Source organism: Tsukamurella soli (assembly GCF_039541155.1).
GTDB classification, from domain to species: Bacteria; Actinomycetota; Actinomycetes; order Mycobacteriales; family Mycobacteriaceae; genus Tsukamurella; species Tsukamurella soli.
In genome coordinates, this window is record NZ_BAABFR010000011.1 from 24,358 (window position 1) to 41,485 (window position 17,128).

Below are 17,128 nucleotides of genomic sequence, written 5' to 3' on the forward strand. Positions count from 1 at the left end.
TCTCGCTCGGTGCGGCTCAGGCCCAGAGCTGGCCGTCGAGGGCCTCCTCCGCGTCTTCCACGGTACCGTCGTACGCGCCGGTCGACAGATACTTCCACCCGGCGTCGGCGACGACGAAGGCCACGTCGGCGCGCTCCCCGGCCCGGATCGCCTTGTTCGCCGCGGCCAGCGCCGCGTGCACGACACCTCCGGTCGAGACCCCGGCGAAGATCCCCTCGGTGTCGATCAGCTGCCGCATCCGCCGCACCGCGTCGTACGCGCCGACCGAGTACCGCGTGGTGAGCACCGACTCGTCGTACAGCTCGGGCACGAAGCCCTCGTCCAGATTGCGCAGCCCGTACACGAGCTCGCCGTACCGCGGCTCGGCGGCGATCACGACGATGCCGGGTACGTGTTCGCGCAGGTAGCGCCCGGTGCCCATGAGCGTGCCGGTGGTGCCGAGGCCCGCCACGAAGTGGGTGATCTCCGGCAGGTCGGCGAGGAGCTCGGGTCCGGTGCCGTCGTAGTGCGCCGCCGCGTTCGCGGGGTTGCCGTACTGGTACAGCATCACCCAGTCCGGATGCGCAGCCGCGAGCTTCTTGGCCTCGGCCACGGCACGGTTGGAGCCGCCGGCGGCCGGGCTCGGAATGATCTCGGCGCCGTACATCGTCAGGAGCTGACGTCGCTCGGCGCTGGTGTTCTCCGGCATCACGCAGATCAGGTGGTAGCCCTTGAGCTTCGCGGCCATCGCCAGGCTGATGCCGGTGTTGCCGGAGGTGGGCTCGAGGATCGTGGCACCCGGCCGCAGCCGGCCGTCGCGCTCGGCCTCCTCGATCATCCGCAGCGCCGGGCGGTCCTTGATGGATCCGGTCGGGTTGCGGTCCTCGAGCTTGGCCCACAACCGCGCGTGCGGGACGGCGGCCCCGTCCTTCCCCACGCCGTCCTTCCCCACGCCGTCCTGCCCCACGCCGTCCTGCCCCACGCCGTCCTGCCCCACGCCGTCGTCCCAACGGGGTGAGAGGTGCGGCAGTCCCACCAGCGGCGTTCCGCCGAGCGAGGCGAGCAGCGAATCGAACCGCGCCACGCGCCTACCCGCCCGCGACGGCCGGCAGGATCGTCACGGATCCACCGTCGGCGACGACGGTGTCGAGTCCGCCCGAGAACCGCACGTCCTCGTCGTCGACGTACACGTTGACGAAGCGGTGCAGCTTGCCGTCGGCGATCAGGCGCTCCTTGAGGCCGGCGTGCCGGGTCTCGAGATCGTCGATGACGGCGCCGAGCGTCGCGCCTGCCGCGGGCACGCGCTTCTCGCCGCCCGTGTACGGACGCAGGATGGTGGGGACGGACACGGTGACGGGCATCGGTTCTCCTCTAGCTGGGCTGGATCTGGACGTCTTCTTCGGTCACGACACCCTCGACGATGCGGTAGCTGCGCAGCTCGGCGGTGTCGGGGTCACGCGTGGATATCAGCACGTAGTGCGCGGCGGGCTCGGACGCGAAGCTGATGTCGGTGCGCGACGGGTACGCCTCGGTCGCGGTGTGCGAGTGGTAGATCACCACCGGCTCCTCGTCGCGGGCGTCCATATCGCGCCACACCGCAAGCTGCTCCCCCGAGTCGAACCGGTAGAAGGTGGGCGACCGCTCCGCGTTGAGCATCTCGATGAACCGTTCGGGGCGGTCCGAGCCCTCGGGGCCGGCGATCACACCACATGCCTCGTCGGGATGGTCACGGCGCGCGTGCGCGATCATCGCGTCCGCCAGCTCTCGCCGGATCGTCAGCATCGCCACCTCCGCATCGCGTACCACCGACCTGGCCAACACGACCGTCGGGGCCCCTATTCCGCCCCGGCGGATTCCGCTCACGCGTGAGCGGAATCCACCCTCAGTCCGCGGTGTGGTCGAGCATGACACTGACCAGCACGTCCAGCATCGCCGACAGCCAGTGGTAGATGTCGACGTGCGCGGCGCGCGCGGGGCCCTTCGAGGGCGGCCCGTCGGGCTGGTCGGCGGTGATCCCCAGCATCGTGCCGAGCGCCAGCCGCAGATCGTTGATCGATGTCAGCCAGTCCGCAGCCTCAGCCGGGGTGAGCGACACCCCTCCCGACTTGGCGGGCAGCGTCCGGAGCACGGTACGCGCCGCATCGCGCTTCGCGTCGATGATCTCGGGCTCGTTCAGGGACCGCAGCGCGGCGTTGAGGTCGGACGCGATCTCGGGCGCGACACCGTCGTGACCCGCCTGGTCGATGCGGTAGAAGTCGGGCAGCAGCCGGGCGAGGGCGCCCTCGGTGGGCGGATCCGGGTGGCCCGTCCGCAGCCCGGTGAGCTCGGCGAGCTCGTCGTGCGGTGCCGACGACTCGCGCTCGTCGAGGAGCTCGATCATGGACGTGGTGAGAGAGCGGACGAGGCCGACCTCGTCGGCATCCATCTTGGAGGCGTAGCGGGGGCCGTCGCCGCCGCGCTTGACCGACCAGTTACGCACGCTATGAGTCGCGCTGCATCGTGGCCCACAGGCCGGCAGCATGCAGCTTGCGAACGTCGCCCTCGACCTTGTCGCGGTCGCCGGTGGACACCACCGCCCGGCCCTCCGTGTGCACCTGCATCATCAGTTCCTTGGCCTTGGAAGTGCTGAACCCGAAGAGCTTGCGGAACACGAACGTCACGTACGACATGAGGTTGACAGGGTCGTCCCAGACCACGGTCTGCCACGGCTTGTCTGTCGACTGGTCCTCGTCGCGCTCGAGCAGTGCTGCCGAGCCCGGTGTGGCCTTGGGACCACCCGGTCCGCCGCTGCCCGAGCCCGGCACGGCTTCGCCCCGATTGCTCATGGTTCTAGGGTACCCAGTGTGACCTCCGACAAAAAAGCCCCGTTCCACCCGTCCCCCGGCGGCGCGGAACCCGGAGGCACCGGACTGCTCACCGACCACTACGAGCTCACGATGCTCGCAGCGGCGCTGCGCGACGGGACCGCGGACAAGCCGTGCGTCTTCGAGGTGTTCGCTCGGCGTCTGCCCGACGGCCGGCGGTACGGCGTGGTGGCGGGGACCGGGCGCGTGTTGGACGCGCTCGAGCGGTTCACGTTCGGCGCGGACGAGCTGGCCGCGGTCGCCACGTTCCTCGACGCCGAGACCCTCGACTGGCTGGCCGATTATCGGTTCAGCGGCGACATCGACGGCTACCGCGAGGGCGACCTGTACTTCCCCGGGTCGCCGATCCTGACGGTGCGCGGCACGTTCGCCGAGGCGGTGCTGCTCGAGACCCTGGTGCTGTCGATCCTCAACCACGACAGCGCGGTCGCCGCCGCGGCCGCGCGGATGGTCTCGGCCGCCGCGGGCCGGCCGCTGATCGAGATGGGGACCCGCCGCACGCACGAGCGCGCAGCCGTCGCCGCCTCCCGCGCCGCCTACCTCGCCGGCTTCACCAGCACCTCGAACCTCGAGGCGGCCCGCACCTTCGGAGTCCCGTCCGGCGGTACTGCGGCGCACGCGTTCACCCTGCTCCACACGGGGCCCGACGGCCCCGACGAGGAGGCCGCCTTCGCCGCGCAGGTCGCCGCGCAGGGCCCGGCCACCACGCTGCTCGTCGACACATACGACATCACCGAGGGTGTCAACCGCGCCGTCAAGGTGGCGGGGCCGGCGCTGGGCGGCGTGCGGATCGACTCCGGGGATCTGGGCATCATCACCCGGCAGGTCCGGGCACAGCTGGACTCCCTCGGCGCGACCGGGACGAAGATCGTGGTCTCCGGCGATCTCGACGAGTACGCGATCGGCGCGCTGCGCGCGGAGCCGATCGACGTGTACGGCGTCGGGACCTCCCTGGTCACCGGCTCGGGCGCACCGACCGCAGGGATGGTGTACAAGCTCGTGGAGGTCGACGGGGTGCCCGTCGCCAAGCGCAGCTCGCACAAGGAGACGCACGGCGGCGAGAAGCGCGCCGTGCGACTGGCGCGCGCCACCGGCACGATCGTCGAGGAGGTGCTCACCCCGCGTGGCACGCAGCCGACGGTGCGGGGGCACCTGACCGCCAGGCCGCTGCAGATCCCACTGGTCCGCGGGGGCGAGCGGGTGGCAGACCTACCCACCCTGGAGGCAGCCCGCGAGCAACTGCGATCGGCGCTGGTATCGCTCCCCTGGGAGGGCCTCGGCCTCTCGCACGGCGAGCCCGCGGTGCCGACGCGATACGAGGGGCCGGCATGAGGGCGCTGATCGTCGTCGACGTGCAGAACGACTTCTGCGAGGGCGGGTCGCTCGCGGTGGCGGGGGGCACCGCGGTCGCGGCGGCCGTCACCGGGCTGGCGACGCAGTATCCGACGGTCGTGGCGACCCGCGACTGGCACATCGCCCCGGGCGCGCACTTCTCTTCCACCCCGGACTTCGTGGACTCGTGGCCGCCGCACTGCCGCGTCGGCACACCGGGCGCCGACTTCCATCCCGCGCTCACGCTGCCGGAGGGCACCGCGGTGTTCTCCAAGGGGCGCTACTCCGCCGCGTACTCGGGCTTCGAGGGCGATGACGACGGTGTCGGGCTCGCCGACTGGCTGGCGGCCCACGCGATCACGTCGGTCGACGTCGTGGGGATCGCCACCGACTACTGCGTCCGGGCCACCGCGCTGGACGCCGCCCGCGCGGGGTTGACGGTCAGGGTGCTCGCGGACTACACCGCCGGCGTCGCGCCCGAGTCCACCTCCGCTGCACTGGCCGAGATGGCCGCGGCGGGCATCGAGGTCGTGCGCGGGTGACCGCCTACTCGCACGGATTCACGTGACCTACCGATGTGTCGCACCATCTCGTGCGACTATCCCGCCGCGAGGATCCCCCGGGGATCGAACACCGCCCGCGCGGCGGTGATCAGCCCGTTCTCGACGTGGGTCCAGTTGACGGTCGGCGTCGCGGGCGCTGCGCCCATGGTGAGGTCGAACCACGTGATGACATCCGTCTCGTCGGCGAGCCGTTTCACCAGCGTCACCTCGCGCGTCCCGGCGGCCATGCCGGCGAGCCCGGCCAGGAAGTCGTCGGTGCCGCGGGTCGAACCGAAGACGCCGTCGAACGTCACGTCGTCGGCGATGTACGGCCGCAGGGGCCCGAAGTCCTTCCGTCGCCAGCAGTCCAGGTAGAGCTCGGCGATCTGTCGGGGCATGCTCATCTCGGTCATGCGTCCATCGTCGGACCATCGGCCCTAGAAGTACAACAGCTGATACTGCTTGGATCTAGCATCATTGACTATGGAGCTGCATCAGCTGCGCTACCTGGTCGCCGTCAGCGACCACGGCTCGTTCACGGCCGCCGCCGATGCGCTGCACGTCAGCCAGTCGGGTGTGTCCGCGCAGGTCGGGAAGCTGGAACGGGAGCTCGGCCACCGCCTGCTGGACCGCCCCGGCGCCGGGAGCGCAGCGAGCGGGCCGCATGTCCCCGGCGCCGGGAGCGCAGCGAGCGGGCCGCATGTCCCCGGCGCCGGGAGCGCAGCGAGCGGGCCGCAGAGATACCGGGTCCGCACCGTCACCCTCACGCCGGCGGGTGAGGCGCTGCTGCCGTATGCGCGGGCGGCCGTTCGCACCGTCGACGATCTGCGAACCGCGGCCGACGAACTCTCCGGCCTGCAGCGCGGGCACGTGCGGCTGGGCACCGTCATCGGCTGCACGATCCCCGGGTTCCTCGCAGGCTTCGCCGAGTTCCGCGCGATGCACCCCGGAGTGACCGTGGAGGCGAGCGAGTCCGATTCCGATGTCCTCGCGGCGGGGCTGGCAGAGGGCGCACTCGACGTCGCCCTGCTGGCGCACGCCGAGCCGCTGCCCGGTGGGATCGCCGCGCGGACACTGATCACCGAGCCACTGACGGTGGTGGTCGCGCCGACCCACCCGTGGGCGGATCGCGAGACGATCGATCCGGCCGAGCTCGCCGACGCCACCGTCCTCACGCTGCCGGCCGGCACCGGGGCGCGCGCTGCGTTCGACGCCACCTGCGCGCGGGCCGGCGTCACCGTCGTCCCCACGGTGCAGGCGCACTCCCCCGAGGCGCTGATCGCCCTGGCCGAGCGCGGCGCCGGCGTCGCCGTGCTCACGCGTGCGATGGCCGCGCGGCCGGGCGTGGTGGTGATCGACATCGCAGGCTCGCAGCACAACCAGCTATCGCTCGCGACACGCGCGGCACCGTCGGCGGCGGCGGACGCGATGGCCGCCACGCTGCTGCGCCACCTCGCCGAGACCGGCGGGTAAACTCACCCGGTGCCCGAGCCGCCCATCGTTCCGCTGCTGCTGCAGAACGCAGTCGAGGCCCTGGGCGGCACCACACGCGACGGGCAGGTGCGGATGGCCGCGGCGGTGGCCCACTCCCTCGATACCGGCGAGCACCTCGCAGTGCAGGCCGGCACCGGCACCGGCAAGTCCCTGGCGTATCTGGTACCCGCGATGCGGCACGCCGTGACCACCGGCAAGACGGTGGTGGTGTCGACCGCGACGATCGCGCTGCAGCGGCAACTGGTGGACCGCGACCTGCCGCGCCTCGCGAAGGCGCTGAAGTCCGATCTCGGCCGCGAGCCCACATTCGCGATCCTCAAGGGTCGGGGCAACTATCTGTGCCTCAACAAGCTGCACAGCTCCGCGGCGTCCGAACCCGACTCGGAGGAGCTGTTCGACCCGTTCGCGGCCTCGCGCATGGGCCGCGAGATCAAGCGCCTGCGCGAGTGGTCCTCCGACACCGAGACCGGCGACCGCGACGAGATCGAGCCCGGCGTGAGCGATCAGGCGTGGCGGCTGGTGAGCGTCGGCGCCCGCGAGTGCCTCGGCGCCGGGAACTGCACGTACGGGCAGGACTGCTTCGCCGAGGAGGCGCGCCGGCAGACCGGCCGCGTGGACGTGGTGGTCACCAACCACGCGCTGCTGGCGATCGACGCGATGACCGAGGTCAACGTGCTGCCAGACCACGACGCCGTGGTGGTCGACGAGGCTCACGAGCTGGTCGACCGGGTCACGTCGGTCGCCACCGCCGAGCTGGCCAGCGGCACCATCACCGCCGCGGCGCGACGCGCGGGCAAGCTGGTCGAGGACGAGATCGCCGACGCGCTGGTGTCCGCGGGCGAGAACCTCGGCAGCCTGCTCGACGACGTGGGGACACGCCGGTGGCTGTCGCTGCCCGACGGTGCCGGCGCCGCCCTGGCCGCCGTGCGCGACGCCGCATGGGTCACGCGCACGGCCGTCGGACCCGCGCGCGGCGCGAACCTGGACGCCGACGCGTCCGCCGCCCGCAGCGCCGCGCTCACGGCCCTCGACGAGGTGCACGACACAGCCGTCCGGGTGCTGACGACGTTCGACGAGCCCGACGACGCCAAGCGCCGCGACGTGGTGTGGACGGCGGACGTGCCCACCCGCGGCGGCTTCCGGCGGGTGCTGCAGGTGGCGCCGCTCTCGGTGGGCGGGCTCTTGCGCAGCCGGCTGTTCGGCGAGTCGACGGTGGTGCTGACGTCGGCGACGCTCGCCGTGGGCGGGACGTTCGACGGCGCCGCGGGCGCGTGGGGCCTGCCGCGGCGGAGCGGCTCGGGTGACGACGGTGCCGAGCCCGCCCGCGACCCCGCCCTGGCGTCGGGCAAGACCCCGGAACACACCCTGGAGTGGTCGCACCTGGACGTCGGATCGCCGTTCGATCATGCCCGCGCCGGGATCCTGTACGTCGCGAAGTCGATGCCGCCGCCCGGCCGGGACGGCACAGCACCGCAGATGCTCGACGAGATCGCCGAACTGATCGGGGCCGCGGGCGGCCGCACGCTGGGCCTGTTCAGCTCGACGCGTGCCGCGAAGGCCGCGGCGGCCGCCCTGCGGGAGAAGCTGGACACGCCGATCCTGTGTCAGGGCGAGGGCGCCACCGGGCAGCTGGTGCGGGACTTCGCCGCCGACCCGGCGACGTCGCTGTTCGGCACGCTGAGCCTGTGGCAGGGCGTCGACGTTCCCGGCCCGTCGCTGTCGCTGGTGATCATCGACCGGATCCCCTTCCCGCGGCCCGACGACCCGCTGCTGACCGCGCGGCAACGCGCCGTGGAGTCACGCGGCGGCAACGGCTTCATCGCGGTGGCCGCGAGCCATGCCGCGCTGCTGTTGGCGCAGGGGGTGGGGCGCCTGCTGCGCTCGGTGGACGACCGCGGCGTGGTGGCGGTACTGGACCCGCGCCTGGCCACCGCGCGCTACAGCGGCTTCCTGCGCGCGACGCTCCCGCCCTTCTGGGAGACCACCGACAAGGCCGTCGTACTCGGCGCGTTGCGCCGTCTGGACACCTGACGCGCAGCGGCCGCCGTCGGCTCCCAGGCCGCGAGATGCCCGGTTGTGTCCGGTCTCGTACTCCCCGCACGAAGCCGGTCGCCGTCGGATACGGTTGGGCCCGTGAGCGGTCGGATCGGTATCGACGACATCGAACCTGTTATCTCCGGGGGGCAATACCCGGGTAAGGCGACCATCGGCGAGGTGGTGCCGGTGTCGGCGACCGTCTGGCGTGAGGGCCACGACGCGGTCGCCGCGACACTGGTGATCACCGGGCCGGACGGCCGCGGACCGCAGTACATCGCGATGACGCCCAGCTCCCAGCCGGACGTGTTCAACGCACTGTTCTCGCCGGAGGCCGAGGGCTACTGGTCGCTGCGCATCGAGGGATGGTCGGACCCCGTGACCACCTGGCGCAGCGCCGTGGGCAAGAAGCTGGCCGCCGGCCAGGGCGCCGCCGAGCTCGCGAACGACCTCGAGCTGGGCGCTCGGATGTTCGACCGCGCCGCGGAGGGTGTCCCGCCGCACGACCGGCACCGCCTGCACGGCGTGGCGGCGGCCCTCCGGGACCGCCAGCGCAGCCTCGCCGAGCGGACCGGTCCCGCACTGCATCCGCATATCGCGGAGCTGCTGCACGGCTACCCGCTGCGCGAACTGGTGACCAAGTCGCGCACCCACCGGATCTGGGTCGACCGCGACCGGGCGCTGTTCGGCTCGTGGTACGAGTTCTTCCCCCGCTCCACGGGCGGCTGGGACAACGAGGGCAGGCCCGTCCACGGAACCTTCCTCACCGCGGCCGAGGACCTGCCCCGGATCGCCGAGATGGGCTTCGACGTCGTGTACCTGCCACCGATCCACCCGATCGGCACAGTGAACCGCAAGGGCCGCAACAACACCCTGAACCCGGGCCCCGACGACGTGGGCTCGCCGTGGGCGATCGGCGCGGCGGCGGGCGGGCACGACGCGGTGCACCCGCGGCTGGGCTCCGTAGACGACTTCGCCTACTTCCTCTCCCGCACCCGCGAGCTCGGCATGGAGGTCGCGCTCGACCTCGCGTTCCAGGCCGCACCCGACCACCCTTGGGCCGCAGAGCATCCCGAGTGGTTCACCGTGCTGCCCGACGGGACCATCGCGTACGCCGAGAACCCGCCGAAGAAGTACCAGGACATCTACCCGATCAACTTCGACGACGACCGTGTGGGCATCTACCGGGAGCTGCTGCGGGTCTCGCTCTACTGGGTGGACCAGGGCGTGAAGATCTTCCGGGTCGACAACCCGCACACCAAGCCGCCGGACTTCTGGGCGTGGCTGATCACCGAGATCAAGCGGCGGCACCCCGACGTGCTGTTCCTGGCCGAGGCCTTCACGCGTCCGGCCCGCATGTACGGTCTCGCGAAGCTCGGATTCACCCAGAGCTACACATATTTCACGTGGCGCACCGCCAAGTGGGAGCTGACCGAGTTCGGTGCCGAGCACGCCGCGAAGGCCGACGTGTGCCGGCCCAACCTGTTCGTCAACACGCCGGACATCCTCCACGAGAGCCTGCAGCACGGCGGGCCCGGCATGTTCGCCCTGCGGGCCGCGCTCGCCGCGACACTGTCGCCGTCGTGGGGCGTGTACTCGGGATACGAGCTGTACGAGGGCCAGGCGGTGCGCGAGGGCAGCGAGGAGTACGTCGACTCGGAGAAGTACCAGCTGCGGCCACGGGACTTCAAGGGCGCCGAGAGCCGCGGGCAGTCGCTGGCGCCGTGGATCACCCGGCTCAACGACATCCGCCGCGCCCACCCGGCGCTCCAGCAGCTGCGCTACCTGCACTTCCACCACATCGACAACGACGCGCTGATCGCCTACAGCAAGTTCGATCCGCGCACCGGCGACGCGGTGCTGGTGGTGGTGAACCTCAACCCGTTCGGCGCCGAGTCGGGCACGCTGTGGATCGACCTGCCCGCCATCGGCAAGGACTGGCACGAGCGGTTCACCGTGCGCGACGAGGTGACCGGCGAGCAGTTCCACTGGGGCCAGGCGAATTACGTCCGCCTCGAGCCGTGGCGCAATGTCGCCCACATCGTCGCCCTGCCCACTATCGAGGCCGCGGCGCGGACCGCGCTCGCCTACCGGGTGCCGTGACGGGCGGGCCGGCTGGACCGACACCGTCGGGCCCCGACGGGCGCGCCGGGCACGACTCCCCGCCCGGCGCCGACGGTGGCGGGCCGCTCGGCTCGCCGCACCCGGTGGTGTCGACGGCCGACGACCCGGAGTGGTTCAAGCGAGCCGTGTTCTACGAGGTGCTGGTCCGTGCGTTCGCAGACTCGAACGGCGACGGCACGGGCGACTTCCGTGGCGTGCTGGAGCGGCTCGACTACCTGGCCTGGCTGGGGGTGGACTGCCTCTGGCTGCCGCCGTTCTACGACTCACCGCTGCGCGACGGCGGCTACGACATCCGCGACTTCCGCAGCGTACTGAGCGAATTCGGCACCACCTCGGACTTCGAGGCGCTGGTGGCCGCGGCCCACGAGCGCGGCATCCGGGTGATCTGCGACCTGGTGATGAACCACACCAGCGACGCCCATCCGTGGTTCGTGGCGTCGCGGACCGATCCGGACGGGCCGTTCGGCGACTTCTACATGTGGGCCGACGACGACACGGGCTACCCGGACGCGCGGGTGATCTTCGTCGATACCGAGCCGTCCAACTGGACCTTCGATCCTGTTCGGCGCCAATACTTCTGGCACCGATTCTTCAGCCACCAGCCGGATCTGAACTACGACAACCCGGCAGTGCACGAGGCGATGCTGGACGTGCTCCGGTTCTGGCTCGACCGCGGCATCGACGGCTTCCGCCTCGACGCGGTCCCCTACCTGTACGCGCGGGAGGGCACCAACTGCGAGAACCTGCCCGATACCCACGAATTCCTCAAGAAGTGCCGCAGGGTGATCGACGCCGAGTACCCCGGTCGGGTGCTGCTGGCGGAGGCGAACCAGTGGCCGTCCGACGTGGTCGCCTACTTCGGCGACGGCGACGAGTGCCACATGGCGTTCCACTTCCCCCTGATGCCGCGGATATTCATGGCCGTCCGGCGCCAGTCGCGGTTCCCGATCTCGGAGATCCTGGCGCAGACGCCGCCCATCCCCGACGGTGCCCAGTGGGGCATCTTCCTGCGCAACCACGACGAGCTCACGCTCGAGATGGTCAGCGACACCGAGCGCGACTACATGTACACCGAGTACGCGTCGGACCCGCGGATGAAGGCCAACATCGGGATCCGACGCCGGCTCGCTCCACTGCTCGAGAACGACCGCACACAGCTCGAGCTGTTCACCGCCCTGCTGTTGTCGCTCCCAGGGTCGCCCGTCCTGTACTACGGTGACGAGATCGGTATGGGCGACAACATCTGGCTGGGTGACCGCGACGCGGTCCGCACGCCCATGCAGTGGACACCCGATCGCAACGCCGGCTTCTCCCGCGCCGACCCCGGCCGGATGTACCTGCCCGTCATCATGGACCCCACCTACGGTTACCAGGCGGTCAACGTCGAGGCCCAGCTCGGCTCCACCAACAGCCTCCTGCACTGGACGCGCCGCCTGATCGCCGTCCGTAGGCAGCACCCGGCGTTCGGCCTCGGCGACTACCTCGAGCTCGGCTGCGCGAACCCGTCGATCCTCGCGTACGTGCGGTCGATCCCGGGCCATCGCGGCGACCCGGACCTGCATCGGTCCGACGCGAACGACCCGATCCTATGCGTGCACAACCTGTCTCGGTTCCCCCAGGCCGCGCTGCTCGACCTCGCGCGCTGGGCCGGGCGGATCCCCGTCGAGCTCACCGGCCAGGTGCCGTTCCCGGCCGTCGGCGAGTCGGACTACATGCTCACGCTGCCCGGGCACGGCTTCTACTGGCTGGCGCTGCGCCCGGACCCACGAGAGGAGGCGACCCCGTGAGCGGACCCGATCTGCCGACCGACGCCGAGCTGGCCGACGCCGTGGCGCGCTGGCTGCCCGCCCAGCGGTGGTTCGGCGCGAAGACGCACGCGATCACCGGGGCGCGCGTCGTGGTGCGCCGAGACTTCGCCGCCCCCGAGCCGGGCACCATCGTATGGCTGCTGGTGGAGGTCGAGCTCGACGGTGCCGCAGCGCAGATATACCAGGTTCCGCTGCTGGTGCGCGGCGCGTTGCCGCGGCACGCCGAGCACGCGCTGGTGCCTGCCGCGCTGGACGTGACCCTCACCGACGCCCTCGCCGACCCCGACGGCGCGCTGGCCGTCGCCCGCCGGGTCGCGGCGGGTGGCGCGGAGGGCGCGATCGGCTTCCAGTCCCTGCGCCTCGGGTGGGCGACGGACATCCGGCGCGTGCACCCGCTCGGGGTGGAGCAGTCGAACACGTCGGTCGTGCTCGACGACCACACGCTGCTCAAGCTGTTCCGCCGCATCTTCCCCGGCCCCAACCCCGACGTGGAGGTGACGGCCGCGCTCACCACTGCCGGCTGCCCGGCGGTGGCGCCCCTGCTCGGTTCGGTGGACCTCGCCGGGTTCGGGCCCGCGGACACGCCCGACGCCCCGACCACGCTCGCGATGGTCCAGGAGTTCGCGGCGAACGCGTCCGACGGCTGGCAGATGGCGCTCAACAGCGTCCGCGACCTGATGGCCGAAGGCGACCTGCTCGCCGAGGAGGTGGGTTCGGACTTCGCGGCCGAGACCGAACGGCTCGGAGAGGCGATCGCCCGCGTGCACGCCGATCTCGCCGCCGCGCTCGGCACCGCGCCGCTCACGGACCCCCGGGCGCGGTTCGCGGCCCTGCCGAGCCAACTGGACGAGGCCGCCACCGTCGTACCCGCGCTGGCGCGAGTCCGCGCCGAGGTCGCCGCGATCGCCGAGGCCGCCGCCCGCGAGGCCGAATCGTCCGCCGAAGTCGGGACCCTGCAGCGGATCCACGGCGACCTGCACCTCGGGCAGGCGCTTCGGACACCGTCGGGCTGGCTCCTGGTGGATTTCGAGGGCGAGCCCTCGGCCTCCCCGGCCGAGCGGCGTGCCCTGGACCATCCGTTGCGCGATGTGGCGGGCGTGCTGCGCTCACTCGACTACGCTGGCCAACACCCGCTGATGCACCTGACGACACCGTCACAGCAGCTGCGCTTCCGCGCCGCGGAGTGGACGCGCCGCAATCGCGACGCCTTCTGCACCGGCTACGCCGAGGTCGCAGGGCGCGACCCCAGGTCGACGCCGGCCGTGCTCCGGGCGTTCGAGGTCGAGAAAGCGGTCTACGAGACGGTATACGAGGCGCAGAATCGTCCCAGTTGGGTCGGCCTGCCGCTGCGGGCGATCGAGGCGCTCACGGCGCACCAGGGCACGAGATGAGTACGAGAGGTGAGGGTTGATGACCACCGACTCCGCAGGCACCGACGCAGCCGTCGAGCCCGAGGCCAGTCGCCGACTGTTGTCGGGGATGCACTACGACCCACATGCGGTCCTGGGCGCGCACGAGGTGACCGGCGCCGACGGTGAGCGGGGCACGGCCCTGCGCACCCTCAAGCCCGGCGCGACCGACGTGGCCGCTTTGATCGGCGGTGAGCGGTATCCCCTGGCGCGGCTCGAGGGCGCACTGTTCGGCACCGTCGTACCGATCGCCGAGCTGGCCGACTATCGCTACGAGGTCACCTATCCCGGCTCCGAACCGCAGGTGATCGCCGACGGTTACCGGTTCCTGCCCACGCTGGGCGAGCTGGACCAGCACCTGTTCTCCGAGGGCCGGCACGAGCGGCTGTGGGACGTACTCGGCTCGCACCTGCGCAGTTACACCACCCCGGACGGCGAGGTGACCGGCACCTCGTTCGCGGTGTGGGCACCGAACGCCAAGGGCGTCACGGTGATCGGCGACTTCGAGTATTGGGCCGGCGAGTCGTACCCGATGCGGGAGCTGGGGTCGAGCGGTGTGTGGGAGGTGTTCGTCCCCGGCGTGGGCGACGGTGCCACGTACAAGTACCGGCTGTTCACCGAGGGCGGCCCGGTCGAGAAGGCCGACCCGATGGCCCGCCGCACCGAGGTGCCGCCGGCCACCGCCTCGGTGGTCACGCAGAGCAGCTACACCTGGCGGGACGACGCGTGGATCACGCAGCGCGCCAAGGAGATCCCCGTTCAGCGGCCGATGAGCGTGTACGAGGTACACCTCGGCTCGTGGCGACAGGGGCTGAGCTACCGCGAGCTCGCCGAGCAACTCGCCGACTACGTGCTCGAGACCGGCTTCACGCACGTCGAGCTGCTGCCGGTGGCCGAGCACCCGTTCGGCGGCTCCTGGGGCTACCAGGTCACCTCGTACTACGCGCCGACATCGCGGTTCGGCACACCCGACGACTTCCGCGAGTTCGTCGACCACCTGCACCGCGCCGGGATCGGCGTCCTCGTCGACTGGGTGCCCGCTCACTTCCCCAAGGACGCGTGGGCGCTGGCCCGATTCGACGGCACGCCACTGTACGAGCACGCCGACCCCCGCCGCGGGGAGCAACTCGACTGGGGCACATACGTGTTCGACTTCGGTCGCCGCGAGGTGCGCAACTTCCTGGTGGCCAACGCGCTCTACTGGATCGACGAGTTCCACATCGACGGGCTCCGCGTCGACGCGGTCGCGTCGATGCTGTACCTGGACTACTCGCGGCCCGACGGTGGCTGGACCCCCAACATGTACGGCGGGCGGGAGAACCTCGAGGCGGTCGAGTTCCTGCAGGAGATGAACGCCACTGTGCACAAGCAGTTCCCGGGCGTGGTGACCGTCGCGGAGGAGTCGACGTCGTGGCCCGGCGTCACGCGGCCCACCAATCTGGGCGGCCTGGGCTTCACCATGAAGTGGAACATGGGCTGGATGAACGACACTCTCGGCTACATCGGCCGAGACCAGGTACATCGCAGCTTCCACCACCACGAGATCACCTTCTCGCTGATGTACGCGTGGAGCGAGAACTTCCTGCTGCCCATCAGCCACGACGAGGTGGTACACGGCAAGGGCACGCTGTGGACCCGCATGCCCGGCGATGCGCGTACCAAGGCCGCCGGCGTGCGGGCGCTGCTCGCGTACCAGTGGGCCCATCCCGGTAAGCAACTGCTGTTCATGGGGCAGGAGTTCGGACAGGTCCGGGAGTGGTCCGAGGAGCGCAGCCTCGACTGGGATTCGCTGACCGGCTGGGAGGGTGAGCTGCACGCCGGGATCCGTTCCCTGGTGCGGGATCTCAACGCCGCCTACCGGGCGCACCCGGCACTGTGGAGCCAGGACGCGACGCCGTCGGGATACGAGTGGGTGGACGCGAACGACTCGCAGAACAACGTGCTCAGCTTCCTCCGGTGGGGCTCCGACGGCTCCGTGATGCTGTGCCTGTACAACTTCTCGGGCAGCACGCACGACAGATACCGGGTGGGCGTGCCGTTCGCCGGGCGATGGACGGAGATCCTCAACTCCGACTCCACCGACTACGTCGGTCAGGGCGCCGGAAACCTGGGCGGCGTACGGGCCGAGGCCCGTTCATGGCACGGTCGCCCCGCGTCGTGCGAAGTGGTGCTGGGTGCGAACTCGGCGCTGTGGCTCACGTACGACGGTGACGCACCCGCCGCGGTGGAGTCCGCTGCCGGGACCGCCGCAGACGCGAGTGCGGAACCGGAGGCCGACGGCGCCGGGCCCGCGTAACATGCGCCAGATCACGCCGGAGGTCCTCGAGATCGCGGAGGACGTGTTCACCGCGCGCGGGACCCACGTCAACTACCTGATCCTGCGCGAGGGCGCCGACATCACGCTCATCGACGCCGGCTGGCCCCGCGACGTCGACGGTGTCGAGCGCGCCTTGGGCGCACTCGGACACCGGCCCGAGGACGTGCGCGCGATCCTGTTGACACACGCCCACATCGACCACGCCGGCGGCACCGCGGCGTTCCACGACCGACACGGCACCCCCGTCCTCGCGCATCCGCGCGAGGTCGGGCACGCCCGCGGCGAGCGTAGGGAGTCCGCCGGGCCGCTCGACGTGGTGGTGCGGACGTACAAGCCGCAGACGATGCGCTGGGCGATCGACATCATGCGGGCGGGCGCGCTCACGCACGCCGCGCTGCCGTACGCGGAGGCGTTCCCCGTTGCCGATCAGCCGGTGCCGCTGGATCTTCCGGGACGCCCGGTCCCCGTGCTGGTCACCGGGCACACATCGGGCCACACCGCGTTCCACCTGCCGGACACGGGCGTGGTCGCCACCGGCGACGCACTGGTGACCGGACATCCGTTGAGCGGCAAGAAGACCCCGCAGCTGCTGCCTGAGTTCTTCGCGACCGACCCGGCCGAGGCCACCCGGACGCTCGACGCCCTCGCGGCGCTGGACGCCGACGTCCTCGCGCCCGGCCACGGCGCGCCGCTGATCATCGACATCGCCCGCGCCGTGGAGATCGCGCGCGCCTAGGGCCCTGGGGTGGGGCGTCTCCCCACGCTGCGTCCGGAGCCCCACCGACGGCGCGAGCCGGCTAGGGACGGCGACGCAGCGTGGGGACGACGACCTCCGGTAGGGCTGGCAGACCCTGACGAGAGCCTGGCGAACAATAAGTCAACCGCAGGGTTTACTCGTGTCGCGTCCTGAGATGGTCGACTTCGTGGTCAACCGAATCGTCGACCCGATCCTCCAGGCGCTGGCCGATGCCGGGCGCCGACGGATCGTGGAGCGGCTGTCGCGGTCTCCACTGCCGGCGAGCACGATCGCCGAGCCGATGCCGATGTCGTTGCCGGCGGTGATGAAGCACCTGGCCGTGCTCGAGGCGAATGGGATCGTCCGCTCGCAGAAGCTGGTGGGGTGCGGCACCTACCGGCTCGAACCCGCGGCCCGCCGCGAGCTGGAGGCATAGCTGCGCGATCAGCGGTCGCCGTGGGACAGGGCCCTCGACGCCCTCGGTGACCA

General features: G+C 71.3%; 16 protein-coding genes. 10 read left to right on the plus strand and 6 right to left on the minus strand.

The genetic code is table 11. The features are described 5' to 3' along the window. Positions 1–16: 16 nt before the first annotated feature. The 5 genes from ABD908_RS05425 to clpS all read right to left on the minus strand — a co-directional run bounded on the left by ABD908_RS05425 (position 17) and on the right by clpS (position 2,804). The gene (locus tag ABD908_RS05425) at positions 17–1,063 is read right to left on the minus strand and encodes a PLP-dependent cysteine synthase family protein (protein WP_344992002.1); all 1,047 of its coding nucleotides are present in this window, start codon (positions 1,061–1,063) and stop codon (positions 17–19) included. Positions 1,064–1,067: 4 nt separating this feature from the next. After that, positions 1,068–1,340 carry a MoaD/ThiS family protein gene (locus tag ABD908_RS05430; RefSeq protein WP_344992005.1) on the minus strand — a complete coding sequence of 91 codons (273 nt, stop codon included), beginning with the start codon at positions 1,338–1,340 and terminating at the stop codon, positions 1,068–1,070. A 10-nt stretch (positions 1,341–1,350) separates the two neighbouring features. Further along, positions 1,351–1,761 carry a M67 family metallopeptidase gene (locus ABD908_RS05435; protein ID WP_344992141.1) on the minus strand — a complete coding sequence of 137 codons (411 nt, stop codon included), beginning with the start codon at positions 1,759–1,761 and terminating at the stop codon, positions 1,351–1,353. Positions 1,762–1,861: 100 nt separating this feature from the next. Next, the gene (locus tag ABD908_RS05440) at positions 1,862–2,458 is read right to left on the minus strand and encodes a DUF2017 domain-containing protein (RefSeq protein WP_344992008.1); all 597 of its coding nucleotides are present in this window, start codon (positions 2,456–2,458) and stop codon (positions 1,862–1,864) included. Between the two features lies 1 nt (position 2,459). Beyond that, a complete protein-coding gene (gene clpS, locus ABD908_RS05445) occupies positions 2,460–2,804 on the minus strand; it encodes an ATP-dependent Clp protease adapter ClpS (protein WP_344992011.1) in 345 nt (114 codons plus the stop codon). Between the two features lie 18 nt (positions 2,805–2,822). Between clpS and ABD908_RS05450 the strand changes: the two genes are divergently transcribed. Continuing rightward, complete coding sequence (locus ABD908_RS05450) at positions 2,823–4,175, plus strand: nicotinate phosphoribosyltransferase (protein ID WP_385923905.1); 1,353 nt, start codon at positions 2,823–2,825, stop codon at positions 4,173–4,175. Beyond that, positions 4,172–4,717: an isochorismatase family protein gene (locus ABD908_RS05455; protein WP_344992014.1), complete on the plus strand. Its 546-nt coding sequence runs from the start codon at positions 4,172–4,174 to the stop codon at positions 4,715–4,717. The genes ABD908_RS05450 and ABD908_RS05455 overlap by 4 nt, the downstream gene beginning before the upstream one ends. A 56-nt stretch (positions 4,718–4,773) precedes the next feature. Here the strand turns inward: ABD908_RS05455 and ABD908_RS05460 are convergent, their stop codons facing one another. After that, positions 4,774–5,130 (minus strand): nuclear transport factor 2 family protein, encoded by a 357-nt coding sequence (locus tag ABD908_RS05460; RefSeq protein ID WP_344992017.1) that lies wholly within the window; start codon positions 5,128–5,130, stop codon positions 4,774–4,776. Between the two features lie 70 nt (positions 5,131–5,200). Between ABD908_RS05460 and ABD908_RS05465 the strand changes: the two genes are divergently transcribed. The 8 genes from ABD908_RS05465 to ABD908_RS05500 all read left to right on the plus strand — a co-directional run bounded on the left by ABD908_RS05465 (position 5,201) and on the right by ABD908_RS05500 (position 17,075). After that, on the plus strand, positions 5,201–6,190 hold the full coding sequence (locus ABD908_RS05465; RefSeq protein ID WP_344992020.1) for a LysR family transcriptional regulator: 990 nt from the start codon (positions 5,201–5,203) through the stop codon (positions 6,188–6,190). Between the two features lie 9 nt (positions 6,191–6,199). Further along, a complete protein-coding gene (locus tag ABD908_RS05470; RefSeq protein ID WP_344992023.1) occupies positions 6,200–8,242 on the plus strand; it encodes an ATP-dependent DNA helicase in 2,043 nt (680 codons plus the stop codon). 102 nt (positions 8,243–8,344) lie between these two features. Continuing rightward, entirely contained in the window at positions 8,345–10,348 is a 2,004-nt protein-coding gene (locus ABD908_RS05475) for a maltotransferase domain-containing protein (RefSeq protein ID WP_344992026.1), read from the plus strand. A gap of 104 nt (positions 10,349–10,452) precedes the next feature. Further along, complete coding sequence (gene treS, locus ABD908_RS05480; protein WP_344992147.1) at positions 10,453–12,156, plus strand: maltose alpha-D-glucosyltransferase; 1,704 nt, start codon at positions 10,453–10,455, stop codon at positions 12,154–12,156. Then, complete coding sequence (locus ABD908_RS05485; RefSeq protein ID WP_344992029.1) at positions 12,153–13,568, plus strand: maltokinase N-terminal cap-like domain-containing protein; 1,416 nt, start codon at positions 12,153–12,155, stop codon at positions 13,566–13,568. The genes treS and ABD908_RS05485 overlap by 4 nt, the downstream gene beginning before the upstream one ends. Positions 13,569–13,587: 19 nt before the next feature. Continuing rightward, positions 13,588–15,882 carry a 1,4-alpha-glucan branching protein GlgB gene (gene glgB, locus ABD908_RS05490; protein WP_344992032.1) on the plus strand — a complete coding sequence of 765 codons (2,295 nt, stop codon included), beginning with the start codon at positions 13,588–13,590 and terminating at the stop codon, positions 15,880–15,882. Position 15,883: 1 nt separating this feature from the next. After that, entirely contained in the window at positions 15,884–16,639 is a 756-nt protein-coding gene (locus ABD908_RS05495; RefSeq protein ID WP_344992035.1) for an MBL fold metallo-hydrolase, read from the plus strand. Positions 16,640–16,799: 160 nt separating this feature from the next. Next, entirely contained in the window at positions 16,800–17,075 is a 276-nt protein-coding gene (locus tag ABD908_RS05500; protein WP_344992037.1) for an ArsR/SmtB family transcription factor, read from the plus strand. Positions 17,076–17,128: the final 53 nt, after the last annotated feature.